We start from the raw sequence: 25,338 nt of genomic DNA on the forward strand, positions 1-25,338 counted from the left end.
GGGGGCCGCCCGTCCGAGCGACGAATGGTCCGCGGTCCTGTCGCCGAGGATCCTTCGGTCCTCTGCCGGCAGGGTCCCGTGCCGCGCCGTGCGCATCCCGCCTCTCCCCGCGAGCGGCGGGAGGGCTTGGGGGATCGGAACGATGTCATGCCCCCTTGTCGGGGACACGGCCCTCCTCCCGCCCGCGGGGCGAGGAGAACCCTGCGCCTGACCATCCGGGGCAGACCAAACGGATTACTGATGCCGCCCAGCCTCCCGATCCGTCCCCTCGACGACCTCGCCCCGGTCCTGGCGCTCAACACCGCGCACGCCGCCGAGACCTCGCCCCTCGACGAGCCGGCCCTGCGCGCCTTGATCGACCAGGCCTTCCTGGCCTCCGTCGTCACCGGACCGGAGGGCCTGTCCGCCTTCCTGATCGCGCTCGATCAGGACGCCACCTATGCCAGTCCCAATTTCCGCTGGTTCCAGGCCCGCTATCCCCGCTTCGTCTACGTCGACCGGATCGTCACCGCCCCGGCGCAGCGCGGCCGCGGGCTCGCCCGGGCGCTCTACGGGGACCTGTTCGCCCGTGCCGCGGCCGCCGGCCACGACCGCATCGCCTGCGAGGTCAACCGCGTGCCGCCGAATCCGGGTTCCGACGCCTTCCACGCCGCCCTCGGCTTCGGCGAAGTCGGCCTGGCCGAGATCCACGGCGGGGCGAAGACCGTGCGCTACCTCCTGCGCGAGACCGCCCGGTGAGCGGCGGTCACGTCTTCACCATCCCGCCGGGGGCGCCCTTTCTCGACACCCTGGCCGAGGCGCTCCTGTCCGGCCGCCTCGTCGGTGACCTCGCCGGCGGGCCGTTCGGGCTTGCCGCGGTCACGCTCTATCTGCCGACCCGCCGTGCCGCCCGGGCGCTCGCGGCGATCCTCGCCCGGGAATGCGGCCCGGCCGCGCTCCTGCCGCGCATGGTGCCGCTGGGCGAGGCCGACGAGGCCGAGCTCGATCTGCTGTCGGCCCCGCCGGGACAGCGCCGCGACGAGATCCTGCGCCCGCCGATCCCGGCGCTCGAGCGCCGGCTGATCCTGGCGCGGCTGGTCCAGGCCTGGGCCGGCACCGTCGACCGCCAGCTCCTGCCCCTCGGCGACGAGGTGCCGTTCCGGGTGCCGTCCTCACCGGCCGACGCGATCGGCCTCGCCGCCGACCTGGAGGGGCTGATGGACAGCCTCACCGTCGAGGGCCTGCCCTGGGACGACATCGCCGGCGCCGTCGAGGCCGAGCATTCGCGCTACTTCTCGCTGACCCTCGATTTCGTCCGCATCGCCGCCGAGCATTGGCCGGGCATCCTGGCCGACCGCGGCGTCAGCGACCCGGTCGAGCGCGGCCGCGCCCTGGTGCTGGCCGAGGCCGCGCGCCTGACCCGCGAGCGCCCGGCCGATCCGGTGATCGTCGCCGGCTCGACCGGCTCGGTGCCGGCGACCGCCCGGCTGATCGCCGCGATCGCCGCTCTGCCCCGCGGCGCCGTCGTGCTGCCCGGCCTCGACCGCGACCTCGACGCCGCCGGCTGGAGCGCCATCGATCCCGCCGGCGACGGCGAGGCGGCGGCCCATGCCCATCCGCAGGCGGTGCTGCGCCGCCTGGTGGGCCGGGGCTTTCTCGCCCTCGACCGTGCCGACATCGTCCCCCTGGGCGAGCCGAGCCCCGCGTCGTGCGCCCGGGCCGGCCTGCTGTCGCAGGCCCTGCGCCCGGCCGAGACCACCGATGCCTGGGCCGATCTCGACTTGCGGCATCGCGAAACGCTCGCCTGCGACGGCGCCGTCGGGATCCGCGTGGTCGAGGCCGCCGACGAGCGCGAGGAGGCGCTCTGCATCGCGGTCGCGTTGCGCGAGGCGCTGGAGCGCCCCGGGCGCACCGCCGCCCTCATCACTCCGGATCGCGCCCTGGCGCTGCGGGTCGCCGCCGAGCTGCGCCGCTGGGGCATCGTCGCCGACGATTCGGCCGGCGAGCCGCTCGCCCGCAGCCCGGCCGGGCGGCTGGCGCGGCTCGCCGCCGACGTCGCGGCGCTCGACGCCAAGCCCGAGCGGGTGCTGGCGCTCCTTGCCCACCCGCTGGTGCGTCTCGGCCTGTCCCGCACGGAGGTGGAGCGGGCGGCGAGCGCGCTGGAGATCGGGTGCCTGCGCGGCCCGGCCCCGGCCAAGGGCTTCACCGGCATCGCCGAGGCCCTGCGCCTCGCCCGCACCGAGGAGCGCCCGCACGATCCGCGCCCGCGCCGGCGCCTCACCTCCGAGGAGTGGGAGGCGGCCGACGATCTGCTGCTGCGCCTTTCCGTCGCCTTCCGCGACTTCGCCGCCGACGAGGACGACGCCCCCGACGACCTGATCGCCATCGCGAAAACCCATCGCGCCGCCTGCGACCTCCTGATGGCGGGGCCGGAGGAGGACGAGGGGGAACCCGACGCCGACGCCGACGCCTCGGTGGCGGTGCTCGACGCGCTGTTCGACGACATGGAGATGGCGGAGCCCGGCCTGCTCGCCGGCCGGTTCTCGGATTACCCGGCCTTCTTCACCGCGCTCTCCCGCGAGCGGGTGGTGTCGCGGCGCAACGCCAGCCCGCATCCGCGGCTGCGCATCCTCGGCCTGCTGGAGGCGCGGCTCCTCACCGTCGACCGGGTCGTGCTCGGCGGCCTCGATGAGGGGGTATGGCCGCCGAAAGCCGAGACCGATGCCTTCCTCAACCGGCCGATGCGCGCCCGCGTCGGCTTACCCCCGCCGGAACGGCGCCTGGGCCAGACCGCGCACGACTTCGTCCAGGCGCTCGGCTGCCCGGACGCGATCGTCACCCGGGCCCACAAGCGCGAGGGCGCGCCGACCGTGCCGTCGCGCTTCCTCCAGCGCCTGCGCGCCTTCGCGGGTGAGGAGGTATGGGCGGGTCTGGTGACGGGCGGGCAGCGCTTCCGCGCGCTCGCCGCCGTGATCGATGCCGGGGCGGGCCTTTGCACCGGTCCTGTGCCGCCGCGCCTGCGCCGCCCGGCGCCCCGGCCCGATCCCGCCCTGTTCCCGCGCTCGCTCAGCGTCACCGAGATCGAGACCCTGGTGCGCGACCCCTACGGGATCTTCGCCCGCCACGTGCTCGGCCTCGACGCCCTCGAACCGGTGGCGGTGCAGCCGAGCGCCAGCGACCGCGGCACCATCGTGCACGACGTGCTCGGCGGCTTCGCCGAGCGCTTCCCCGAGGCGCTGCCCGCTCCCGACGTGGCCGACCAGGTCCTCTACGCCCTCGCGGCCGATGCCTTCGCGCCGATCTCGGACGCCTATCCGGAGCTCTACGCCGAGTGGTGGCCGCGCTTCGTGCGCCTCGCCGAGGCGTTCCTGGCCTGGGAGGCCGAGCGCCGCCCCGGACTCCGCCGGGTCCACCCGGAGACCGGCGGGCGCTGGGCCCTCGACATCCCGGGCGGCCACGTCCTGACCCTGCGGGCCCGCGCCGACCGGATCGAGACGCGTCGCGACGGGGGCCACGCCATCATCGACTTCAAGACCGGCCAGCCGCCGAGCGCCCGCGAGGTCTTCGCCGGCTTCTCGCCCCAGCTGACCCTCGAGGCCGCGATGCTGCGCGCCGGCGCCTTCAAGGGGCTCGGGCCCGCCGCCGACGCGCCGGACCTGCTCTACGTCCGGGCGAGCGGCGGCAAGACGCCGCTGGATTCGATGCCGGTCAAGCCGCCGCGGGGCGACGGGCGCACGGTTCCCGAGCTGGTCGAGGCCCATGTCGCCGGCCTGCGCCGGCTCGTCGGCGCGTTCATGGCCGGCGAGGCGTCCTACCTGTCGCGGCCCTACCCGAAATACGCCAAGGCGTATTCGGATTACGACCACCTGGCGCGGGTCAGGGAGTGGTCGCTGGTCGAGGGGGAGGAGTGAGCGGCCGACCCATGCCGGCTGCAGCCCTCCCCGCAGAGGGGGGAGGGGTTCAGCCGGCGCGCGAGAGCGGGTGGGACGCCTGTGCCCTGCCCGCCACGCCTCCCGAAAACCCTGTGCACCACCCCCCGATCGCCCTTGAGGCAACGCTTCCTTCGGTGCGAGCCCATCACAACGGCGCGTGACCGGGAGGACCGATGGGCATCGAGGGTTTCGTCGTCGACGGCCTGACGCAGGACGCGCAGCGGCGGGCGGCGGATCCGCGGGCCTCGGCCTGGGTGTCGGCCAATGCCGGGGCGGGCAAGACCAAGGTGCTCACCGACCGCGTGGTGCGCCTTCTGCTGCACGGCGCGGCCCCGGCCAAGATCCTCTGCCTGACCTTCACCAAGGCCGCCGCCGCCAACATGGCGATCCGGGTGTTCGAGCGGCTCGGCCGCTGGGTCACCCTGGACGAGGCGGCCCTGCGCGCCGAGCTGACCGCGCTCGAAGGCGAGGCGCCGGACGGCGCCACGCTCCGCCGCGCCCGGCGGTTGTTCGCCCGGGCGGTCGAGACGCCGGGCGGGCTCAAGATCGAGACCCTCCACGCCCTGTGCGAGCGGCTGCTGCACCTCGTCCCGTTCGAGGCCAACGTGCCGGCTCGCTTCGTGGTGCTGGACGAGGCCCAGACCCGCGAGGCGATCGACCGCACGATCGACAACGTGCTCGCCGACGCGGTCGATACCCGCCACCCGGAGCTTGCCGAGGCCCTGTCCCTCGTTGCCCCCGAGGCGGCGGGCGAGGCCTTGCGCCGGGCGATGGTGGCGGCGGTGCAGAACCGGAGCCTGATCGGCCATCCGGACGGGGTGCCGGCCCGCCTCGGCGCCCTGCGGGACGCCCTCGGGCTCGCGCCCGACGAGACACTGGGGGTGATCGAGGACCGGATGCGCGACGGCGGGCCCGACCTCGCCGGCCTGATCGCGGCCCTGCGCACGGGGAAGGCCAATGACGAGAAGCGCGCCGATGCGCTCGCGCTCGCGGCTTCCGCCACCGGACCGGCCCGGCTGACGTTGACGCTCGCGGCCTTCTTCAAGGACGAGGGCGAGGGCGATCCCTACGCCGCCTCGTCCCTCGGCACCAAGGCGGTGCCGGCGGCGGCCAAGGAGGCGCTGCTCGCCGAGCAGGCGCGGCTCGCGTGCCTTCGCGACCGCCTCAAGGCCGCCCGGGCGCAAGGCCGCACCGAGGCCCTGTTCACGCTCGCCGCCGAGATCCACCGCCGGATGGAGGCGCAGAAGGCCCGCCTCGGCGCCCTCGATTTCGACGACCTGATCCACAAGACCCTCGACCTGCTGACCCGGGTCGATTCGGCCTGGGTGCTGTACAAGCTCGACCGCGGCGTCGACCACGTGCTGATCGACGAGGCGCAGGACACCAACCCGCAGCAATGGGAGATCCTGCGCCGGATCACCGAGGATTTCTGCGCCGGGGAGGGGGCCCGCGAGGCGGCGGGCGGGCTCGCCCGCACCCGCTTCGCCGTCGGCGACCCGAAGCAGTCGATCTACAGCTTTCAAGGCGCTGCGCCGGAGGAGTTCGAGACCACGCGGCGGGCCTGGCGGCGCGACGCGGACGGGGCCGGGATGCCCTTCGCCGATGTCGGGCTGACCCTGTCGTTCCGCTCCGCCATCGGCGTGCTGCGGGCGGTCGACGCCACCTTCGGGATCGAGGACCATTATCGCGGCCTCTCCTTCGGCGATACGGCGATCGGCACGGTGCATTCCACCGCGCGCGTCCGGGCGCCGGGCCAGATCGAGCTGTGGCCGGTCGAGCGGCCGAGCGCCGAGGAGGAGCCCGACGCCTGGACCCATCCGGTCGACGCGATCGAGGCCGGGGCCCCGGCGCTCGTCACCGCCCGCCGGGTGGCCCGGGCGGTGCGGCTGTGGACCAGCGAGGGCGACGAATCCGGCCGGGTCTGGCGGCCCGGCGACGTGCTGATCCTGGTGCGCAAGCGCTCCGCCGCCTTCGAGGGCGTGATCCGGGCCCTGAAGGCCGAGGGCGTGCCGGTGGCGGGCCAGGACCGGCTCGACATCGCCGCCCACATCGCGGTCCTCGACCTCGTGGCGGCGGGCCGCGCCGCGCTGCTGCCGCAGGACGACCTGACGCTCGCGACCGCGCTCAAGACGCCGCTCGTCGGCCTCACCGACGACGACCTCGTCGGCATCGCGGCCGGGCGCGACCCGGCCGAGGCGCTGGTGACCGCGCTCCGGCGTCGCGCCGCGGCCGGCGAGCCGGCGGCCGAGCGCGGCGCCGCCGCCCTCGATCGCTGGATGGAACTGGCTCGGACGCACGGGCCGTTCGGCTTCTACGCCGAACTGCTCGGGCCGCTCGGCGGCCGGGCGCTGCTGGTGCAGCGCCTCGGCGGCGAGGCCGGCGACGCCATCGACGTCTTCCTGACCGCCGCCGCCCAGGCCGAGGCCGGGCCCGACGCGCCCTCGCTCACCGGCTTCCTCTCGCGTTACGCGCCGAGCGGCGGGCGCGATGCCGGCGGCCACACCGTGAAGCGCGACCTGGACGCGGCCCGCGACGAGGTGCGGGTCATGACGGTGCACGGCGCCAAAGGGCTCGAAGCGCCGCTGGTGCTGGTGCTCGACGGCTGCGATGCGCTGGGCCGCGATCCGGCCCTGATTCCGATCCGGCTGAAGGACGGCAGCACGGTGCCGGTCTGGTCGAGCGCCAAGGCGCATGACAGTCCGGCGATCGCCGCCGCCCGCGACGCGCTGCACGCCAAGGCCGGCGAGGAGCATAACCGCCTGCTTTACGTCGCCATGACCCGGGCCAAGGACCGGCTGGTGATCGCGCCGTATGCCGGCAACGACAAGGAGACTCCGGCGGCGGCCTGGTGCGAGATGATCCGCCGCGGCCTGGTGAAGGCGTTCGGCGGCGTCGAGATCGCCGAGATGCCCTATGGCCCGGTCGAGAGCTGGCGCGAGGGCGCCGCCCTGCCGGAGGTGCCGGCGGCGCCCGAAGGCGTCGCCGAGCCCGAATCGGTGCCGGACTGGCTGCACCGCGTGGTCACGCCCGAGGCCGAGCCGCTGCCGCCGTTGCGCCCCTCCGGCCTCGGCGCCGCCGACGAGCCGCGCCGCTCGGATGCCCGCTCCAGCGACCCGGCCGCGCGCCGTCGCGGCGTGCTGGTCCACGCCCTGCTGGAGCACCTGCCCGCCCTCGCGCCCGAGCGCCGGGCCGCTGCGGCGGAGGCCTTCGTTGCCGCCCGCGCCCCGGGCCTCGATCCGGACAGGCGCGCCGCCATCGCCGGGGAAGCCCTGCGGCTCCTCGCCGATCCCGATCTCGCGGTGCTGTTCGGGCCCGAGGCGCGGGCCGAGGTGACGCTCGCCGGCAGCCTGCCGGTCGACGGAGTGATGCGTCCCGTGCATGGCCGGGTCGACCGGATCGCGGTCACCGAGGAGGCGGTCTGGCTCGTCGACTTCAAGACCGGCCGCCCGCCCCGCGACGGTGCCCCGACGCCGCGGGGGCAGGCGGCGCAGGTCGCGCTCTACGCCCGGCTCCTCGCGACCGTCTATCCGGGCCGGACCCTGGTGCCGCTCCTGGTCTGGACCACCGGGCCGACCTTGCGCCGCCTCACCCCGCAGGACTGCGCGGCCGCCCTCGATACGCTGGCATGAGCACGCGGGGATCAACACGCTGGCGTGAACCATGGTGCGGGATCGCACGGGCAATGCGGGGACGGCTTGGCCGTGACGCTTGATCGGCCCCCGCCCGGTTCTTAACTTCCCTCTCACGCGGGCCGGTCCGCACCGTTGACCGGCTGTCAGGACGAGAAGGATTTTCAGCGATGGCGACCGTGAAGGTGACCGACGCGAGCTTCGAGCAGGACGTGCTGCAATCGGCCGAGCCCGTGGTGGTGGATTTCTGGGCCGAGTGGTGCGGCCCGTGCCGCGCCATCGGCCCGGCGCTCGAGGAGATCTCGACCGAGATGAACGGCCGGGTGAAGATCGCCAAGGTGAACGTGGACGAGAATCCCGGCATCGCCTCCCAGTACGGCATCCGGTCGATCCCGACCTTGATGCTGTTCAAGGGCGGCGAGCTCGCCGGCCAGAAGGTCGGCGCGGCGCCGAAGGGCGACCTGTTCCGCTGGATTCAGGCCACCGCCTGAGCACTGGCGATCGACCGCCCGATCAGGAGCCCGGCCACCAGGCCGGGCTTTTTCGTAAGGGCGAGCCGCCGTGATCCGGCCTGTCGAGGGACGTCGCTGCTGCCGGTTTCCGGACCGGCCAGACCCTACGCCCGGCGCAGCAGCTGCAACGGACTACCCGGCCCATAGGCCGTCCAGATCGCGTCGCAGGCCGCCTGTCGGTCGCGCTTGAGCCGTCCGTCCAGATCGTTGAGGGCGGCCTGAAGGCGGAGGGAGCGAGCCTTCTGGAAGAAGTCGGCGTGGTTGAGCTGCGCCCGGGACGAGAAGGCCCGGAAGTGCACGGCATCGATCCGCACGCCGTCGCATTTCCGGCTGGCGAGATCGGCCTCGATCCCTGAGAGAAGGACCGGATCCTGCGGCGTTTCCGCGTCCCGATGCGGCTGGGCGGTGAAGCAGAAGGCGGCCCAGGCGATCACGGCGAGAGAAGACCTGACAATCATGGCGGTATTCGCAAGCAGAAAATGTGATCTGCACCGAGAACCTGCCGCCCGTGGGCCCGTTCCGCGCTGCGCGGTGTGCCATGTGCGCCGGCGCACGTCGCCGGGCTGGCGTCACGCCGGGTCGCGGTCGATCCAGGTCGGGTCCATCGCCATCATGGCCTCGTCGAACGGCGCCGGACCCGGCGCCTCGCCGCGGATCAGGCTCTCGGCCTCGTCGTGGTCGACGTCGCGCATCTGCTCGGCGAGCAGCGCGAGGTAGCTCGCCGCCGCGGCGGTGCCGAACAATTCGGCGAAGCGGGCATGGGCCACCGCCGTCATCGTCTCCACGACCGCGGCGGGCGGGCTGCCGGCCTCGACGGCGTTGTCGAACACCGCCCGCCAGGCACGGGACAGGCGCTCGCGCAACGCGAAGGTGTCGTCCAGGGTCTCTGCCGAGTCGGAGTTCTCGTCCACGGGCGGCCTCTCCGGGCCGGGAACGGCCATGTCGGAGTATGGGCCAGCCGGCCTGCGGTTTCCAGGCGGGGGTGCCATCCGGGCGGATCCGGTGCGATACCGCGCCGGCGGCCCGGACCGGCCGCATGGGAGAAATTGATGAAACTCTACGGCACCAGCCTGTCGCCGTTCGTTCGCAAGGTGCTCGTCGTCCTCGCCGAGAAGGGGATCGAGGCCCGGCACGTGCCGCTGCGCTTCCACGATCCCGATCCGCGCTTCCAGGCCGCCAGCCCGTTCGGCAAGATTCCGGCCCTGGAGGACGAGGAGTTTCGGCTCGCCGATTCCTCGGCGATCATCCATTACCTGGAGCGCCGGCATCCGGCGCCGGCCATGCTGCCGACCGGCGCTCAGGATCTCGGCCGGGCGATCTGGTTCGACGAGTTCGGCGACACCGAGCTGTTCCCGGTGCTGATCAAGCCCTTCGTCCAGCGGGTGCTGCGGCCGCACATGATGAATCAGCCTTGCGACGAAGCGGTCGTCGCCAAGTGCCTGGGCGAGGACCTGCCGCGGCTGTTCGATTACCTCGAGGGCGTGATCGACGGGCCGTACCTCGTCGGCGGCAGCTTCGGCCTGGCCGACATCTCGGTCGTGACGACGTTCCACAACCTGCGCCTTGCCGGCGAGGCGGTCGATGCCGGCCGCTGGCCGCGCCTCGCGGCCTATGTCGCGGGCATCCTGGAACGCCCGTCGTTCCAAGCCGCGATCGCGGCCCGCCAGGGCTGATCGTTCGAGGGGGCGGGGCCCGTCCCCTCGTCTAGCGCCCCTTGGCGCTGCGGCGGTAGAATCCGTCGACCTGGGACTGGGCCTCGGCCCGGTCGCGCTCGTTGGCCGTCGCCATCGCCTGCTCCTGCAGGGCGACGATCCACTGGTCCTTCGGCCCGTCGGCGGCGTCGCGGGCGAGCGTCAGCCAAGCCAGCCCCCGGGCGCGCTGCACCGTGACGCCCTGGCCGTTGATCAGGAGCTGGCCGAGCAGGGCCTGCGCCGCCGGGTGCCCCTTCTCGGCGGCGAGGTTGAACCAGCGCGCCGCCTGGCGCGGATCCTGGCTCACGCCGGTGCCGTCGAGGTAGAGCCGGGCGAGGTTGTACTGCGCGTTCGGGTCGCCGTAATAAGTCGCCGCGTAGTTGAACATGTCGTAGGCGCGCTCGACGTTCGCGCGGACGTAGGAGCCCTTGATCCCGTCGAGGAAGTAGCGGCCGAGCGCCGTGAAGGCGCTCGCCACCACGCCGGCATTGGGCGCCTCCGGACTCTCGTCGGCGTTCTCGTCGGCGATCTTCGAGAAGAACTCGAACGCCTTGAGGTCGTCGTGCGGGACGCCGTCGCCCTCCGCGTACATGCGGCCGAGCTTCCACAGCGCCAGGGCGTGGCCCTGGCCGGCGGCGTATTCGAGGGCGCGGGCGGCGCCCTCCTTGTCGCCGGCATTGTAGTCGCGCATGCCCGTCCGCATCGCCTCGCGGGCGTTGCGGTAGCCCGCCGCCGCGGGCACCGGGGTCCGTACCGCGGCGTCGAGCGCCGCGGCAGGCCCGGCCCCCGCCATCGTCAGGCCGAGGAGCGCGAGGAGGAACCGGCGGCCCGCCCGGACGGGCAGGCCGGCCTCAGATATCCGCATAGGAGAGCGTCTCCTGGGCCCCGCCCGGATGCGTCACCGCGCCGGTTACCGCCGGGCCGACGGTCTGCGCGTACTTCCACAGGTAGCCCGAGGTCGAATCGTTGGCCCGCGGCTGCCAGGCCGCGCGGCGCTGGGCCAGCTCCTCGTCCGTGAGGTCGACCGAGAGCGAGCCCTGGATCGCGTCGATGCGGATGAGGTCGCCGTCCTTGAGGAGGCCGATCGGGCCGCCCACCGCCGCCTCCGGCCCGACATGGCCGATGCAGAAGCCGCGGGTGGCGCCGGAGAAGCGCCCGTCGGTGATGAGCGCCACCTTGTCGCCCATGCCCTGGCCGTACAGGGCGGCGGTGGTCGCCAGCATCTCGCGCATGCCGGGGCCGCCGCGCGGGCCCTCGTAGCGGATCACCAGGACCTCGCCCTCCTTGTACTGGCGGTTCTTCACCGCCTCGAAGCAGGCCTCCTCGTTGTCGAACACCCGGGCCGGGCCGGCGAAGGTCTGCTTCTCCGGCGGCATGCCGGCGACCTTCACGATCGCGCCCTCGGGCGCCAGGTTGCCCTTGAGGCCGACGACGCCGCCGGTCACGGTGATCGGCTGGCTGGACGGGCGGACGACGTCCTGGTCGGCGTTCCAGGCCACCTTGGCGAGGTTCTCGGCGATGGTGCGGCCGGTGACGGTGAGGCAGTCGCCGTGGAGATAGCCGCCGTCGAGGAGCGTCTTCATCAGGAGCGGGATGCCGCCGACCTCGAACAGGTCCTTGGCGACGTAGCGCCCGCCGGGCTTCAGGTCGGCGATGTAGGGCGTGCGCTTGAAGATCTCGGCGACGTCGAAGAGATCGAATTCGATGCCGCATTCGTGCGCGATCGCCGGCAGGTGGAGCGCCGCGTTGGTCGAGCCGCCGGAGGCCGCCACCACGGTCGCGGCGTTCTCGAGCGCCTTGCGGGTGACGATGTCGCGCGGGCGGATGTTCTTGGCGAGCAGCTCCATCACCATCTCGCCGGCGGTGGCGCAGAACCGGTCGCGGATCTCGTAGGGCGCCGGGGCGCCGGCCGAGTAGGGGAGGGCGAGGCCGATCGCCTCGGAGACGGTCGCCATCGTGTTGGCGGTGAACTGCGCGCCGCAGGCCCCGGCCGACGGGCAGGCGACCTGCTCCAGCTCGTCGAGGTCGTCGTCGCTCATCGTGCCGACCGAGTGCTTGCCGACCGCCTCGAACAGGTCCTGGATCGTGACCGGCTGGCCCCGGAAGGTGCCGGGCAGGATCGAGCCGCCATAGATGAAGACGGACGGCACGTTGAGGCGCACCATCGCCATCATCATGCCGGGCAGGGACTTGTCGCAGCCGGCCAGCCCCACGAGCGCGTCGTAGGCATGGCCGCGCATGGTCAGCTCGACGGAGTCGGCGATCACCTCGCGGGACGGCAGCGAGGCGCGCATGCCGCGATGCCCCATGGCGATGCCGTCGGTGACCGTGATGGTGCAGAATTCCCGCGGCGTCCCGCCGGCGGAGGCCACGCCCTTCTTCACGGCCTGCGCCTGGCGCATCAGCGAGATGTTGCAGGGCGCCGCCTCGTTCCAGCACGAGGCCACGCCGATCAGCGGCTGGTGGATCTGCTCACGGGTCAGGCCCATGGCGTACAGGTACGACCGGTGCGGCGCGCGCTCGGGACCCTCGGTCACGTGGCGGCTGGGCAGCTTCGATTTGTCGGTGGTGTGACGCGCGTCCATGGCCCTGTCCCGTACCCGTAGTTTCTTGATAGGCCGGTGTTTCCCCGGTCCCGCTCCCTGCACCGCCCTGGGACGGTCCACGCGAAACGGACCCGTTGCCGGGTCAATCCGCCAGCGCCGCCCGCGATCCCCGGGGACCCGGAAACACCGCGATAAATCACTGTAGGGACAGTCGTTTAACGTGGCCGTTGAGGTGCCGCCGGTTTATGGCGGGAACGCGGCGGAGCAAAGTGCGGTCTGGGGCAAACCTGGGATGCTTTCGGGGTGTTGCGACCTCGCCACAGCTACGCTTGCGGTCAAGATCTAACGTAAGATCTAACGGAAGGTGAGAGATGCCGTCCGGCGGCAGGGCTCTACCTGACGCGCGTTTGTGCCCGGGGTGAGGCGGAGAGGGTGCGGAAGAAGGGCGGCGGCGGGGCATGGCAGGCGGCCTCGGGCCGGCTGGCCACCCTCATCCGGCCCTGCGGCATCGCGGCAACGGGTCTGCCGCACAAGGTCATTCCGGGGCCGCGGAGCGGAGCCCGGACTCGAGACACTGAGGTTCGCAAGAATGGAGCGGAAGCCGCTCCACCCTAGCCTGCACGTCCGGCGTTTCTGGATTCCGGGCCCCGCGCCGCGGCCCTGGAATGACGATGAGGGTGCCGGACGAGGCGTCGAAGAGCGTTGCGATGCGTCGTTCCGCTCACGCCGAGCGCGGGGCCGCCACCGGATGGCGCAATCCCGCGATCACCGCCCTGAGCGTCCCGGCCTCGGCCTCCGGCGCGTCGGTGCGGGCGTAGATGCGGTCGTGCACGAAGGACAGCTTGCCGATCACCGCCGGTGTCATCCGGAACGGGTACAGGTCGGCCTGGCCCATGCTGCGGTTGAGCGAGTTCATCGCGAAGGTGAGCGGCAGCCAGGCCTCGATCAGCCGGCCGAAATCCGGGCTGCGATACGGGTCGAAATCGACCTTGGCCGAGAGGGTGATCGGCGCGTGCAGCGCCGGTCCGGCCTGGAGCTTGGGCTGCACCCGCACGCCGAACTGGCTCGCGGTCTCCAGCGTGTCGATGATGTGCATGTAATGGGCCCAGGTCTCGGCGAAGTCCTCCCAGGGATGCGAGGTGGCATAGGCCGACACGAAGGTTTCCTGCCAGCCCTCGGCCGGGCCGTGGGCGTAGTGGCGCTGGAGCGCGGCGCCGTAATCGGCCCGCTCGTCGCCGAACACCGTCCGGAACGCGTCGAGGCAGGGATCGGCCCGGACGAGCACGTTCCAGAAGTAATGCCCGATCTCGTGGCGGAAGTGCCCGAGGAGCGTGCGGTAATGCTCGCCGAACTGGGTGCGCCGGCGCTCGCGCTCGACGGTGTCGGCTTCCGCGATGTTGAGGGTGATGAGGCCGTTATCGTGCCCGGTCAGCACCGGCGGGCCGACGAGATACGATTCGGCCGGATCGACCAGGAAGTCGAAGGCGAGTCCGGCCGGGTTCTCGCGCCGGGAGGCCAGCGGCAGGCGCAGGCGCAGCATGGCGTAGAACAGCCGGCGCTTGGCCGCCTCGACCTCGCGCCAGCGGGTCTTGTTCCAGGCGATCGACAGGTCCGGCACCACCCGGTTGTGGCGGCAGGCCAGGCAGTAGGTCTCGGACGAGGCGGCCGGTACCAGCCAGTTGCAGCCGCCCGACACCCGGTTGGCGCAGGGACGGTACTTGCGGCGCGGATCGGCGAGGCCGCGCCAGCGCGCGCCGGCCGGCACCATCGCCGTCATGTCGGTGAGCTCGGGGTCGTAGCCGAGCCGGCACTCGCAGCTCTCGCAGGAATCGGCTTCGAAATGGGCCGGCTGGGCGCAGGCCTGGCACTGGAAGATCTTCATCGCGGCGTCCGGGCAGGTGCTCCCGGAGCGGATGCGGGACCTGCCTGCACCAAGGGGCGATCCCCGCCCGTGGTTCCGCCGGTGACGGCACGGGACTTGCCTCATTTTTTCGCCCCGCCGCCCGGGATGAGGCCGCATGGTGACGCAAAGGGACGCGATGCGGGTTCATGTCGTCGACGCGCCGGCTGACGCCGGCCCGGCCAAGGTGTAGAACCGCGTCAGCCCGCGCGGGAGAACCGCGCGAGCGGACGGCGGGCTCATCCCTCCACCCAGCAGAAGGTTCGGAACCGTCGTGTCGATCAAGGCCGCCCTGCACCACGTCACGTCCTACACCTACGACCGGCCGATCGCCCTCGGGCCGCAGGTGATCCGGCTGCGCCCGGCGCCGCACACCCGCACCCGGATCGAGAGCTACGCCCTCAAGGTCACGCCGGCCAACCACTTCGTGAACTGGCAGCAGGATCCCAACGGCAACTGGCTCGCCCGGCTGATCTTCCCCGAGAAGACGACGCAATTCCGGATCGAGGTCGATCTCGTCGCCGACATGGCGGTGATCAACCCGTTCGACTTCTTCGTCGAGGAATACGCCCAGACCCGGCCCTTCGCCTATCCGGACGACCTGAAGGCCGAGCTCGGCCCCTACCTCGCGGTCGAGGCTGGCGGCCCCGAGATCGACGCCCTGATGGCGCGGCTGCCGGCCGAGCCCAACACCGTGCAGTTCCTGGTGGCGCTGAACGCGCTGGTGCGCGACACGGTGAATTACGTCGTGCGGATGGAGCCCGGGGTGCAGACCCCGGCCGAGACGTTGCAGAAGGGCAGCGGCTCGTGCCGCGACTCGGCCTGGCTGCTGGTGCAGGTGCTGCGCCGCCTCGGCCTGGCCGCCCGCTTCGTCTCCGGCTACCTGCTCCAGCTCGTGCCCGACACGACCGCCGTGGACGGCCCCGCCGGCACCACGACCGATTTTACCGATCTCCACGCCTGGGCCGAGGCCTACGTCCCGGGCGCCGGCTGGATCGGGCTCGACGCCACCTCGGGGCTGCTGTGCGGCGAGGGCCACATCCCGCTCGCCGCGACCCCGCATTACCGCTCGGCGGCGCCGATCGTCGGCCTCGCCGACCCAGCCGAGGTGACGTTCGACTTCACCATGCAGGTCACCCGGGTCGCCGAGGCGCCCCGCGTCACCAAGCCGTTCTCGGACGAGGCCTGGGGCGCGCTCGACGCGCTCGGCGAGCGCATCGACCGCGACCTCGCCGACCAGGACGTGCGCCTGACCATGGGCGGCGAGCCGACCTTCGTCTCGGTCGACGATTTCGAAGCCCCCGAATGGAACGCCGCCGCGGTCGGGCCGACGAAGCGCGGGCTGGCCGACGCGCTGATCCGCCGCCTGCGCGAGCGCTTCGGCCCCGGCGGCTTCCTGCATTACGGCCAGGGCAAATGGTATCCGGGCGAGAGCCTGCCGCGCTGGGCCTTCGGCCTCTACTGGCGCAAGGACGGCGAGCCGGTCTGGCGCGATCCCGCCCTGATCGCCTCCGAGACCGGCCCGCGCGACGCCGGCATCCGCGAGGCCGAGGCGCTGATCCACGGCCTCGCCGGCCGGCTCGGCCTCGAGCCTTACGTCCAGCCGGTCTTCGAGGACCCGGAATACTGGGACCGCAAGGTCGCCGACCTGCCGATCAACGTCACGCCCCTCGACCCGAAGGTCGGCGACGAGGAGGCGCAACGGCGGATGGTGCGGGTCTATACCCGCGGCATCGAGAACGCGGTCGGCTTCGTGCTGCCGATCGCCAACGTCGCGGTCGGGCCCGAGCGGCACTGGGTCTCGGAGGCCTGGCAGCTCAAGCGGGGCGCGATCTACCTGGTGCCGGGCGATTCGCCGGCCGGCTTCCGCCTTCCGCTCGCCTCGCTGCCCTACGTGCCGCCGGGCGTCTACCCGTACTACGTCCCTCAGGACCCGATCGAGCAGCGCGGGCCGCTCCAGCCCGGCGCCGCCACCGCGCCGCAGCGCCGGCCCGCCCCGGTCGGCGTCGCGGTCCGCACCGCCCTCGCGGTCGAGCCGCGGGACGGGGTGCTGTGCGTGTTCATGCCGCCGATCGAGCGGGTCGACGAGTATCTGGGGCTGGTCGCCGCCCTGGAGGAGACCGCGGCCGAGATCGGCCAGCCGCTCCACATCGAGGGCTACGAGCCGCCCTACGATCCGCGCCTCTCGGTGGTGAAGGTCACGCCCGATCCCGGCGTGATCGAGGTCAACGTCCAGCCGGCCAAGACCTGGCGCGAGGCGGTCGAGATCACCACCGGCCTCTACGCCGATGCCCGCCAGACCCGGCTCGGCGCGCAGAAATTCATGATCGACGGGCGCCATACCGGGACGGGGGGCGGCAACCACGTCGTGCTCGGCGGCTCCACCCCGGCCGATTCGCCGTTCCTGCGCCGGCCCGACCTCCTGAAGAGCCTGGTGCTGTACTGGCAGCGCCACCCGTCCCTGTCGTACCTGTTCTCGGGCCTTTATGTCGGCCCGACCAGCCAGGCGCCGCGGATGGACGAGGCGCGCCACGACGGGCTCTACGAGCTTGAGATCGCGCTGGCCCAGGTGCCGCCGCCGAACGGCCCCGAGGTGCCGCTCTGGCTCGTCGACCGGTTGTTCCGCAACATCCTCACCGACGTCACCGGCAACACCCACCGGGCCGAGATCTGCATCGACAAGCTGTACTCGCCGGACGGCCCGACCGGGCGCCTCGGCCTGCTGGAGTTCCGCTCGTTCGAGATGCCGCCCGAGGCGCGGATGAGCCTCGCCCAGCAGGTGCTGCTGCGCGCCCTCGTCGCCTGGCTGTGGCGCGAGCCGCAGGAGGGCGGCTTCGTGCGCTGGGGCACGGCGTTGCACGACCGGTTCATGCTGCCCCACTTCCTGTGGGAGGATTTCTCGTCGGTGCTCGGCGACCTCAACCGCGCCGGCTACGCCTTCGATCCGGCCTGGTACGAGGCGCAGGCCGAGTTCCGCTTCCCGCGCTACGGCGAGGTCGAGCGCGGCGGCGTCAAGCTGGAGCTGCGCCAGGCGCTGGAGCCCTGGCACGTGCTCGGCGAGGAGGGATCGATCGGCGGCACGGTGCGCTACGTCGATTCCTCGGTGGAGCGGCTGCAGGCCAAGGTCACCGGCTACGTGCCGAGCCGGCACGTCGTCACCTGCAACGGGCGGCGCCTGCCGATGACCGATACCGGCCGCTCGGGCGAGGCGGTGGCGGGCCTGCGCTTCAAGGCCTGGCAGCCGGCCTCGGCCCTGCACCCGACCCTGCCGGTCCACGCGCCGCTCACCTTCGACGTGCTCGACACCTGGAGCGGGCGCTCCCTCGGCGGCTGCGTCTACCACGTCGCCCATCCGGGCGGGCGCAACTACGAGACCTTCCCGATCAACACCTACGAGGCGGAGGGGCGCCGCCTCGCGCGCTTCCAGGAGAACGGCCACACCCCGGGCCGGGTGAGCGTGCCGCCGGAGGAGCCGCGGCGCGAATTCCCCATGACCCTCGACCTGCGCACGCCGAATCCCCGGTGAGCGATGCCCCGGTGAGCGAGGCCGCGATGAGCGAGGCGCCGGCGGAGGTGAAGGTCGCCGCGCCCGCGCCCCACGATCGGCCGCGGCCCGACGCGCCCGCGGAGCGGCTGGCGCGCTGGACGGCGGGGTACGCCCCGCTGCCCGGCCTGCCGGACGAGCTGGTCGCGGACGACGGCACCCTGCGGCCGGCCTGGGACAGGTTCCTGCGCTGCCTCGCCGGGCTGCCGGATTGCGAGATCGCCGCCCGGCTCGCCGCGGCCGGGCGGCACATCCACGATACCGGCATCGCCTACCGGGCCTATGGTGAGACGACCGAGCGCGACTGGCCGATCGGCGCCCTGCCGCTCCTGATCGAGGGCGCGGAGTGGCAGGGGATCGCCGCGGGCGTGGCGCAGCGCGCCGAGCTCCTCGAAGCCGTCCTGACCGACCTCTACGGCGACGGCGCCCTCGCCCGCGCCGGCCTGCTGCCGGCGGCCGCCGCCGCGGGCGATCCGGAATTCCTCCGTCCGCTCGTCGGCGTCGCCCCCCCGGGCGGGCGCCACCTGCATTTCTACGCCGCCGATCTCGCCCGCGGGCCGGACGGCGCCTGGCGGGTGCTGTCCGACCGGACCCAGGCGCCGTCGGGCGCCGGCCATGCCCTCGAGAACCGCCTGGTCATGGCGCGGGCCCTGCCGGAGGTCTACGGCGCGCTCGAGGTCGAGCGCGTCGCCGCGTTCTTCCAGGCGTTTCGCGACGGCCTCGCCGCCACGGCGACCCGGGAGGACCCGCGCATCGGCCTGATGACCTCGGGCCCCTACAGCGACACCTATGTCGAGCAGGCGGTCCTCGCCCGCTACCTCGGCTTCGCCCTCGTCGAGGGCGACGACCTCCTGGTGCGCGACGGGATGGTGTCGATCCGCACGGTCGCCGGCCTCAAGCGGGTCGACGTGCTGTGGCGGCGCATCGACGGCGACTTCGTCGATCCCCTGGAGCTCAACCCCGCCTCGCGCCTCGGGGCACCGGGCCTCGTCGAGGCCCTGCGGGCCGGCGCGGTCGCGATGGGCAACATGCCGGGCACCGGCCTCGTCGAGAGCGCGTGGCTCGCCGCTTCGCTGCCGGCCCTGTGCGAGCGGCTGCTCGGCGAGCCCCTTCGCCTGCCCGGCCTGCCGACCTGGTGGTGCGGCGACCCCGCGCAGCGCGAAGCCGTGATGGCGCGGTTCGACGCGCTCGCCTTCCGGCCGGCCGCGGCGCCGGCGCAGGGCGCCTTCACCAGCCGGGCCTTCGGCGAGGGCCGCGACGCGGCCGAGACCGAGCGCCTGCGGGCCGTCCTGCGCGACCGGCCCGGCGACCTCGTCGCCCACGAGCCGGTCCGGCTGTCCACCGCCCCGGTCTGGGACGGCACGCGGCTGGTGCCCCGGCCCTTCGTGCTGCGGGTCTTCGCCGCCGCGACGCCGGAGGGCTGGCGGGTGATGCCCGGCGGCTTCTGCCGCATCTCCGAGACGCCGGACGTGCGCCCGGTGGCGATGGGCGTCGGGGTCCGCGCCGCCGACGTCTGGGTCTTGTCGTCCGGTCCGACCGCCGCCCAGGCCACCCTGCTGCCGGCGAGCGACCGGGTGGCGGTGCGCCGGGTGCCCGGCCTGCTGCCGAGCCGGGCCGCCGACAACCTGTTCTGGCTCGGCCGCCACCTGGAGCGGGCCGAGGCGGTGATCCGCCTCACCGCCTGCCTGCTCGACGGGGCCGGCGCCGTCTCCACCGCCGAGGAGGATCGCGCCACCTCCGCCCGCATCCGCAGCCTGCTGCACGCCTGGGGCGCCGTGCCCTCGGTCGAGGGCGCGGCGGCGGAGCTCGCCCAGCACGCCCTCTCGGATGGCGGCCAATGGGGCTCGGGCCTCAGCCACGCCCTCTCGGCCCGGCGCAACGCCGCCTCCCTGCGCGAGCGGCTCTCGGGCGAGACCTGGCGGGCGCTCTCGGCCCTGCACGCCGCCCTGGAGGCGCCGGCGGACGGGACCGATTCCGAGGCCGCGCTCCTCGACAGGGCCGAGCGCGCCCTGTCGCTCACCGCGGCGCTGGCCGGCCTTGCCCAGGAGAACATGAACCGGGCCGGCGGCTTCGCCTTCGTCGACATGGGCCGGCGGGTCGAGCGGGCGGTCAATGCCTGCCGCTTCGCCCTCGATTTCGGCGGCGCCGGGGCCAGCACCGACGATCTCGGCGTGCTCCTCGAACTCGTCGATTCCCGCATCTCCTACGGGGCACGCTACATCCTCGGCGTGGCGCTGGCGCCGGTGCGCGACATGGTCCTGCTCGATCCCTACAACCCGCGCTCCGTCGCGTTCCAGGTCGAGCGGCTGGCCGAGCGCCTCGCCGGCCTGCCGTCCCTGCGCCAGGACGGCGTGGCGGAGGCGCCGGCGCGCCTCGTCGCCGGGCTGATGGGCGAGATCGCCGGGGCGGAGGCCGCCACCCTGCCGCTCGAGACCGTAGCCGCCTGGGAGAGACGCCTGTGGGCGATCGCCGAGGCGATCGGCGCGCGCTACTTCCCGGGTGGGTCGGATGCCGCCCGGCCCGAAACCCTCGTCACGCTGGCTTGAGCCCCCGCCCCGATGCTCTACCGCCTGCGCCATCTGACGGCCTACGCCTATCGCAACCCGGTCGGCTTCGCCCGCTGCGCCTTGCGCCTCGCGCCGGCGGCGGGGGAGGGGCAGGTGCCCCTGTCGCACGAGGTCGTGGTTGAGCCTGCGCCCCGCACCGCGACCGAGCGCGGCGACTTCTTCGGCAACCGCACGGTGTCGCTCACCGTGGAGACGCCGCACCGGGACTTCCGGATTGACGCGCGCTCCCGCGTCCGGGTCGAGCGGCCGCCGCTCCCGGATCCGGAGACCGGGCTCGCCTGGGAGGAGGTGCGGGCGCGGGTGCTCGGCGGAACGGGCCTCGGCCCCGCCGCCCCGCTGCATTTCTGCGCCCCGAGCCGCCGGGTGCCGCTTCTGCCCGAAGTGACCGACTACGCCCGGGCGAGCTTCCCGGCCGGCGGCGGCGCCGTGGCGGGCGCCTTCGACCTGATGCACCGCATCCGGGCCGACTTCACCTTCGATTCGGAGGCGACCGAGGTCGGCACGCCGCTCGCCCAGGCCTTCGCCGGCCGGCGCGGCGTGTGCCAGGACTTCTCGCACATCATGATCGCGGCGCTACGCGGCCTCGGCCTGCCGGCGGCCTATGTCAGCGGCTACCTGCGCACCCTGCCGCCGCCGGGGCAGCCCCGGCTCGAAGGGGCGGATGCGAGCCATGCCTGGGTAGCGTTCTGGTGCGGGGAGGAATGGGTCGGCCTCGATCCGACCAACGACATCGGCGTCCAGGACGATCATATCGTCGTCGCCCGCGGCCGCGACTACGCCGACGTGGCACCGGTCGCCGGGATCATCGCCGGGTCGGGCGCGCAGAGCCTGAGCGTCGCGGTCGACGTGGTGCCGGAGGAGGAGGACGCCTGAAGGCGGATGGGCGGGCCGGGCTGATGCGCTGAACGCCGAGGAGAAGGGCCCCGGCCCGCCGGAGCGACACCAGCCGAGTGCCGTCGATCGGACGGGACAGGGCCGGCGTGGCGAGGAGGAGAATGGGCCGGTTCCCGGGGGGCGTCCTCAACTTGGATCAATCTCCGGGCATTTAGGCGGGGCGCCGGACAACTTCTGCGTCAGCACCGCGGGAGTCTGGCGCTCGATTGCGGCCGCGCTTGCCCGCGGTGCGGCGGCCCCTCGCCGCGGTCTCGCCCGCCCCGCTTCGCGCGCCTTGGTGGCGCTGCCGTCGGCCTGCTCGCCGGCCGCCCGCGCCGGTCCCGCTCGGGGTGGTTCCGCCGATGGCGCCACCGCCGGCGCCTGGGCTCGCGCCTTGGGCCATCGCGGACCCGGTGCTGCCGAGGACGAGGGCCGCGGCGATCGTTGTGGCTTTCAGGGCCGGTTCCTGCCGCGTCGCAGCGCCCGCCCCGGGGGGGCTCGGCGACGGCGAATTCGCACGGCCATCCGGCGACGGCCGGACCTGTTCCCCAGGCGGAGGGCTGCCATGCAGCGCAGGCGCCTGCGCCCGGGCGACAGAACCAACCTAGCGCCGCCCCGTTGCCCCGGCATGGATCTCACGCTCCAGCCCGTGCGCGTCAGGACCGGGAGCGAGGACGAGCGCGGCCTGCTCGTCTTCGCCGACGGGACGCTCGCGGCCGTGCTGGTCTGCCTGTCCGACGTGCATGGCGACGATGCCGGCCTGTGGTTCCTCGAAGCCGGTTTCGGACCCCTGGCCTCGCCGCAGCCGGGCAAGTTCGCTGATCTCGACGCGGCTCAGGCCTGGATCGCCCGGCGCCTCGCGCCCGGTGCCACGGCGAGCCTCAGCCCTCGTCGTCCTCCGTGACGGTGTCGGCGAACGGCACGGTCGCCACCGCCCGGCCGTCCTCGCCGGTCACCTCGAAGGTGCAGGCGAACCAGTCCCGCACCGCCTGCACCCGCGTGCGGGCGATCAGGTCGCGGGCCATGGCGAGGGCGCGCATGCGGGCCTCGTCCGGGCCGGCGAGGTCGTCCCCCTCCGGATCGCGCGCCAGCCCGTCCGGGCCGGGGCCGTACCGGAGATGGAAGAAATACCGCGGCATCAGGCGCTCCCGATCAGGCGGTCGTATTCGGCCTCCGGCACGCCGTAGCTGCCGTTCGTCAGCGCCTTGAGCTTGTCGCGGTCGAGAACCTCGATGCGGCGGCGCTTGGCGCGGATGCGGCCTGCTCCCTCCAGGTTCTGGATCGTCAGCGTCACGCCCGCCCGCTGCACGCCGAGCATCATCGACAGAAATTCGTGCGTCAGCGTCAGCTCGTCGCCGTCGACCCGGTCGTGGCACATCAGCAGCCAGCGTGCGAGCCGGCCTTCGAGGCCGAGGGCGGCGTGGGCGTGGGCGGTTTGCGCGGCCTGCACCATCAGCGTGTGGATGTAGCGCAGCAGCAGGCGGCGCAGGGATTCGCTCCGCGCCACCGCATCGCAGAAGGCGTCCCGGCCGATGCCCAGCACCTCGCCGGCGATCTGGACGAAGTGCAGGTGCGGCGTCCGGTCGACGCAGAGGAGGACCGGCGAGACGCCGACCAGGCCCTCCCGGCCGATCAGCCCGACCTCGATCTGCGTATCCTCGTGGGCGGTACAGACCGAGACCATGCCGCTCTCGACGAAGAACAGCGCCTCGACCGGCCTGTCGGGCAGAACCATCGGCTCGCGGATCTGGACCGCGGCGAACTCGAGATGAGGCTGGAGCCGCGCGAAATCCTCCGGGGCCATTGCCCGGAGAAGGCGGTTGCGCACCATGGCCTGCTGAAGCTGTGGCATGGGCTGTTCTCCGGGATCGCGGCCGGCCAGAACCTCCTGCCCCGGTGCGAGGCCGGGCGGTTGCTATCAAGGATGGCCGAATTTTCCAAACTCGTACCGATGAAAAAGATGGAAAATACCAAATGATGCCTGAAAAAAACTAATTTTACTGCGCCGCTTCGTCACGATATTGCGCAGATTTTGGAACGAACGACCGGCAATGCCATTGTTCGATACAATACCGAAGCGCGTCGATCTCTGTCGAAGACGTATGCGGGAGCCTACAACCCTTGCACAGCCCAGGGCGTAGGCGGGATCCGGAGGGGTCGATGATGCCACAGGACGGAGACCATCCGACCGTGCTGCTGATCGAGGACGATCTGCTGCTCGGCCTGGATCTCGGCGACATTCTGGCGGAGGCCGGGTACCGCGTTGCCGGGCCGCTTCGGACCGAGGCCGAGGCCGAGGCCTGGATGGCCGGGTCCGGTTTGGCGGGGCGCGTGCCCGACCTCGCGATCCTCGACCTGCCGCTCCGGGACGGCGACGGCAGCCGGCTCGCCGGGACGCTGCGGGCGCGGGGCATCCCGTTTCTCGTCCAGGCTCCCTGCCTGGTCCACGCTCCCTCCCGACCGGGAGCCGGCGATGCGCACGACGCCATGGCCTGTGCGGCTCTGCGCGCCGCGCCACGATTGACCAAGCCGGCCTGGCCTCGGGACCTCGTCCTGGTGCTCGGCACGCTCGCCCGCGAGGCGCGACCATGACCCTGACGATGACCACGCTCGCCCCCGTCGCTCCGTCCCCCGGGGGGCACCTGCTCCACCCGGTGGTGCGCAAGCTCTCGGCCTATGGCGCTCTGACCGGGCAGGAGCAGGCGGCGCTCGCCGGCCTCGGCGCCGGCGCGCAGCGCGTCGAGGGGCGCTTCGACCTCCTGTCCGAGGGCGCGGTGCCCGAGAGCGCGGTGCTGGTCGTCGAGGGCGTCGCCTGCCGCTACCGCCACCGCCCGAGCGGGGCGCGCCAGATCACCGCCTACCTGCTGCCGGGCGACCTCTGCGACCTCGACTTCGTGCATCCGTGCCGGATGAACCACAGCGTCGGCACGATCGGGACCTGCCGGGTCGCGCGGGTGCCGCGCGAGGCCTTGGCCGGCCTCGTCGCGCGCCATGCCGGGATCGCCCGCGGCTTCCGCCTCGCCAAGCTCGCCGAGGAGGAGACGACGCGGGAATGGGTGATGAATGTCGGCTGCCGCTCGGCGATCGAGCGGGTGTCGCACCTGCTCTGCGAGTTGCACGAGCGGCTGCGCGTGGTCGGCTGGGCGACGAAGGCCGGCTACGACCTGCCCCTGACCCAGCAGGACCTCGCCGACACGACCGGCCTGTCGAACGTCCACGTCAACCGGGTGCTGCGCCAGCTGCGGCTGATGCGGCTCGTCGAGGTCGGCGGCAAGCGGGTCGACATCCTCAACCTCGCCGGCCTGCAGGCCATCGCCGAGTTCCAGGCCGACTACCTGCGCCCGGCGGTGGATTGATCAGTCCACGGCCACGTCCAGCTCCACCGTCACCGGCACGTGGTCCGACGGCTTCTCGAGCCCGCGCAGGTGCTTCTGCACCGAGGCCGAGACCAGGCGGTCGAGGGCTTGCGGCGACAGCAGCAGGTGGTCGATCCGGATGCCCTGATTGCGCGGCCAGCAGCCGGCCTGGTAGTCCCAGAAGCTGTAGACGCCCGCCCGCCCGTCGCAGGCGCGAAGCCCGTCGGTGAAGCCCTCGTTGAGGAGCGCGCGGAACGCCGCCCGGGTCTGGGGCAGGAACAGGGCGTCGCTGGTCCAGGCCGCCGGATCCGCCGCGTCCTCGGGCTCGGGGATCACGTTGTAGTCGCCGGCGAGCACCAGCACCTCCTCCTTCTCGCGCAAGGCCACGGCGTGGGCCTGGAGGCGGCGCATGAAGGCGAGCTTGTAGTCGTATTTCGGCGTGGCGACGGGATTGCCGTTCGGCAGGTAGATCGAGGCCACCCGCACGGTCGCGGTCGGCGTCGGGATCACCGCCTCGATGTAGCGTGCCTGCTCGTCGCTGTCGTCGCCCGGCAGGCCGCGGCGGATCTCCTGGAGCGGCAGCGGCCGGCGGGCCAGCAGCGCGACGCCGTTGAACGTCTTCTGGCCGTGGGTCGCCACGACGTAGCCCGCTTCCTCGATTTCGGTGCGGGGAAACGCGTCGTCGACGCATTTCAGCTCCTGGAGGCAGACCACGTCCGGCTGCGCCTCGGCCAGGAAGCCGAGGAGATGGGGCAGACGCTGCCTGACCGAGTTGACGTTCCAGGTGGTGATCCGCATCGCGTCCCGCG

Annotated in this window: 19 protein-coding genes; 11 read left to right on the forward strand and 8 right to left on the reverse strand. The window is 73.1% G+C overall.

Features of this window, described 5'->3' with window-relative positions:
- The first annotated feature begins 240 nt into the window (after positions 1 to 240).
- From FF100_RS02325 to trxA, 4 genes are all read left to right on the forward strand, one after another.
- Complete coding sequence (locus FF100_RS02325) at positions 241 to 738, forward strand: GNAT family N-acetyltransferase (RefSeq protein WP_139033935.1); 498 nt, start codon at positions 241 to 243, stop codon at positions 736 to 738.
- Positions 735 to 3,890: a double-strand break repair protein AddB gene (gene addB, locus FF100_RS02330; protein WP_139033936.1), complete on the forward strand. Its 3,156-nt coding sequence runs from the start codon at positions 735 to 737 to the stop codon at positions 3,888 to 3,890. Before FF100_RS02325 ends, addB begins: the two co-directional genes overlap by 4 nt.
- A gap of 194 nt (positions 3,891 to 4,084) precedes the next feature.
- On the forward strand, positions 4,085 to 7,540 hold the full coding sequence (gene addA, locus FF100_RS02335) for a double-strand break repair helicase AddA (RefSeq protein WP_139033937.1): 3,456 nt from the start codon (positions 4,085 to 4,087) through the stop codon (positions 7,538 to 7,540).
- A gap of 170 nt (positions 7,541 to 7,710) precedes the next feature.
- Positions 7,711 to 8,031, forward strand: a complete 321-nt coding sequence (gene trxA / locus FF100_RS02340) for a thioredoxin (protein ID WP_139033938.1) — start codon at positions 7,711 to 7,713, stop codon at positions 8,029 to 8,031.
- A gap of 125 nt (positions 8,032 to 8,156) precedes the next feature.
- Here the strand turns inward: trxA and FF100_RS02345 are convergent, their stop codons facing one another.
- Both FF100_RS02345 and FF100_RS02350 read right to left on the reverse strand, forming a co-directional pair.
- Positions 8,157 to 8,510, reverse strand: coding sequence for a hypothetical protein (locus FF100_RS02345; RefSeq protein WP_139033939.1), 354 nt, complete (start codon positions 8,508 to 8,510; stop codon positions 8,157 to 8,159).
- Between the two features lie 111 nt (positions 8,511 to 8,621).
- Entirely contained in the window at positions 8,622 to 8,963 is a 342-nt protein-coding gene (locus FF100_RS02350; RefSeq protein ID WP_246101879.1) for a hypothetical protein, read from the reverse strand.
- A gap of 138 nt (positions 8,964 to 9,101) precedes the next feature.
- On the opposite strand from FF100_RS02350, the gene FF100_RS02355 reads away from it, so the two are divergent.
- A complete protein-coding gene (locus FF100_RS02355; protein ID WP_139033941.1) occupies positions 9,102 to 9,725 on the forward strand; it encodes a glutathione S-transferase family protein in 624 nt (207 codons plus the stop codon).
- A gap of 31 nt (positions 9,726 to 9,756) precedes the next feature.
- Here FF100_RS02355 and FF100_RS02360 read toward each other — a convergent pair whose 3' ends face one another.
- The 3 genes from FF100_RS02360 to FF100_RS02370 form a co-directional block, all read right to left on the reverse strand.
- The gene (locus FF100_RS02360) at positions 9,757 to 10,608 is read right to left on the reverse strand and encodes a tetratricopeptide repeat protein (protein WP_171070019.1); all 852 of its coding nucleotides are present in this window, start codon (positions 10,606 to 10,608) and stop codon (positions 9,757 to 9,759) included.
- Entirely contained in the window at positions 10,595 to 12,328 is a 1,734-nt protein-coding gene (gene ilvD / locus FF100_RS02365) for a dihydroxy-acid dehydratase (RefSeq protein ID WP_139033942.1), read from the reverse strand. The genes FF100_RS02360 and ilvD overlap by 14 nt, the downstream gene beginning before the upstream one ends.
- 682 nt (positions 12,329 to 13,010) lie before the next feature.
- Positions 13,011 to 14,171 carry a zinc-binding metallopeptidase family protein gene (locus FF100_RS02370; protein ID WP_139033943.1) on the reverse strand — a complete coding sequence of 387 codons (1,161 nt, stop codon included), beginning with the start codon at positions 14,169 to 14,171 and terminating at the stop codon, positions 13,011 to 13,013.
- Between the two features lie 292 nt (positions 14,172 to 14,463).
- On the opposite strand from FF100_RS02370, the gene FF100_RS02375 reads away from it, so the two are divergent.
- The 4 genes from FF100_RS02375 (at position 14,464) to FF100_RS02390 (ending at position 22,077) form a co-directional block, all read left to right on the forward strand.
- The gene (locus FF100_RS02375) at positions 14,464 to 17,715 is read left to right on the forward strand and encodes a transglutaminase family protein (protein ID WP_139033944.1); all 3,252 of its coding nucleotides are present in this window, start codon (positions 14,464 to 14,466) and stop codon (positions 17,713 to 17,715) included.
- A 26-nt stretch (positions 17,716 to 17,741) separates the two neighbouring features.
- Complete coding sequence (locus tag FF100_RS02380) at positions 17,742 to 20,279, forward strand: circularly permuted type 2 ATP-grasp protein (protein ID WP_139034286.1); 2,538 nt, start codon at positions 17,742 to 17,744, stop codon at positions 20,277 to 20,279.
- 12 nt (positions 20,280 to 20,291) lie between these two features.
- The gene (locus FF100_RS02385) at positions 20,292 to 21,173 is read left to right on the forward strand and encodes a transglutaminase family protein (RefSeq protein WP_139033945.1); all 882 of its coding nucleotides are present in this window, start codon (positions 20,292 to 20,294) and stop codon (positions 21,171 to 21,173) included.
- Between the two features lie 628 nt (positions 21,174 to 21,801).
- The gene (locus FF100_RS02390) at positions 21,802 to 22,077 is read left to right on the forward strand and encodes a hypothetical protein (protein WP_139033946.1); all 276 of its coding nucleotides are present in this window, start codon (positions 21,802 to 21,804) and stop codon (positions 22,075 to 22,077) included.
- Here FF100_RS02390 and FF100_RS02395 read toward each other — a convergent pair.
- The gene (locus tag FF100_RS02395; protein WP_139033947.1) at positions 22,055 to 22,312 is read right to left on the reverse strand and encodes a DUF6894 family protein; all 258 of its coding nucleotides are present in this window, start codon (positions 22,310 to 22,312) and stop codon (positions 22,055 to 22,057) included. The genes FF100_RS02390 and FF100_RS02395 overlap by 23 nt on opposite strands.
- On the reverse strand, positions 22,312 to 23,025 hold the full coding sequence (locus FF100_RS02400; protein WP_139033948.1) for a Crp/Fnr family transcriptional regulator: 714 nt from the start codon (positions 23,023 to 23,025) through the stop codon (positions 22,312 to 22,314). Before FF100_RS02400 ends, FF100_RS02395 begins: the two co-directional genes overlap by 1 nt.
- A 308-nt stretch (positions 23,026 to 23,333) precedes the next feature.
- Here FF100_RS02400 and FF100_RS02405 point away from each other — a divergent pair, with 308 nt between their 5' ends.
- Together FF100_RS02405 and FF100_RS02410 are read left to right on the forward strand one after the other, a co-directional pair.
- Positions 23,334 to 23,765, forward strand: a complete 432-nt coding sequence (locus tag FF100_RS02405; protein ID WP_139033949.1) for a response regulator — start codon at positions 23,334 to 23,336, stop codon at positions 23,763 to 23,765.
- The gene (locus tag FF100_RS02410) at positions 23,762 to 24,529 is read left to right on the forward strand and encodes a Crp/Fnr family transcriptional regulator (protein ID WP_246101880.1); all 768 of its coding nucleotides are present in this window, start codon (positions 23,762 to 23,764) and stop codon (positions 24,527 to 24,529) included. Before FF100_RS02405 ends, FF100_RS02410 begins: the two co-directional genes overlap by 4 nt.
- Here FF100_RS02410 and xth read toward each other — a convergent pair whose 3' ends face one another.
- A complete protein-coding gene (gene xth / locus FF100_RS02415; RefSeq protein WP_139034288.1) occupies positions 24,530 to 25,327 on the reverse strand; it encodes an exodeoxyribonuclease III in 798 nt (265 codons plus the stop codon).
- Between the last annotated feature and the right edge of the window lie 11 nt (positions 25,328 to 25,338).

This window comes from Methylobacterium terricola (genome assembly GCF_006151805.1).
GTDB lineage: Bacteria > Pseudomonadota > Alphaproteobacteria > Rhizobiales > Beijerinckiaceae > Methylobacterium > Methylobacterium terricola.

Bases quoted from the DNA above. Each gene is read 5' to 3' on its own strand.
- FF100_RS02325 (WP_139033935.1), top strand. From the start codon at position 241: ATGCCGCCCAGCCTCCCGATCCGTCCCCTCGACGACCTCGCCCCGGTC.
- addA (WP_139033937.1), top strand. From the start codon at position 4,085: ATGGGCATCGAGGGTTTCGTCGTCGACGGCCTGACGCAGGACGCGCAG.
- trxA (WP_139033938.1), top strand. From the start codon at position 7,711: ATGGCGACCGTGAAGGTGACCGACGCGAGCTTCGAGCAGGACGTGCTG.
- FF100_RS02345 (WP_139033939.1), bottom strand. From the start codon at position 8,510: ATGATTGTCAGGTCTTCTCTCGCCGTGATCGCCTGGGCCGCCTTCTGC.
- FF100_RS02355 (WP_139033941.1), top strand. From the start codon at position 9,102: ATGAAACTCTACGGCACCAGCCTGTCGCCGTTCGTTCGCAAGGTGCTC.
- FF100_RS02360 (WP_171070019.1), bottom strand. From the start codon at position 10,608: ATGCGGATATCTGAGGCCGGCCTGCCCGTCCGGGCGGGCCGCCGGTTC.
- ilvD (WP_139033942.1), bottom strand. From the start codon at position 12,328: ATGGACGCGCGTCACACCACCGACAAATCGAAGCTGCCCAGCCGCCAC.
- FF100_RS02370 (WP_139033943.1), bottom strand. From the start codon at position 14,171: ATGAAGATCTTCCAGTGCCAGGCCTGCGCCCAGCCGGCCCATTTCGAA.
- FF100_RS02380 (WP_139034286.1), top strand. From the start codon at position 17,742: ATGAGCGAGGCGCCGGCGGAGGTGAAGGTCGCCGCGCCCGCGCCCCAC.
- FF100_RS02385 (WP_139033945.1), top strand. From the start codon at position 20,292: ATGCTCTACCGCCTGCGCCATCTGACGGCCTACGCCTATCGCAACCCG.
- FF100_RS02390 (WP_139033946.1), top strand. From the start codon at position 21,802: ATGGATCTCACGCTCCAGCCCGTGCGCGTCAGGACCGGGAGCGAGGAC.
- FF100_RS02395 (WP_139033947.1), bottom strand. From the start codon at position 22,312: ATGCCGCGGTATTTCTTCCATCTCCGGTACGGCCCCGGCCCGGACGGG.
- FF100_RS02400 (WP_139033948.1), bottom strand. From the start codon at position 23,025: ATGCCACAGCTTCAGCAGGCCATGGTGCGCAACCGCCTTCTCCGGGCA.
- FF100_RS02405 (WP_139033949.1), top strand. From the start codon at position 23,334: ATGATGCCACAGGACGGAGACCATCCGACCGTGCTGCTGATCGAGGAC.
- FF100_RS02410 (WP_246101880.1), top strand. From the start codon at position 23,762: ATGACCCTGACGATGACCACGCTCGCCCCCGTCGCTCCGTCCCCCGGG.
- xth (WP_139034288.1), bottom strand. From the start codon at position 25,327: ATGCGGATCACCACCTGGAACGTCAACTCGGTCAGGCAGCGTCTGCCC.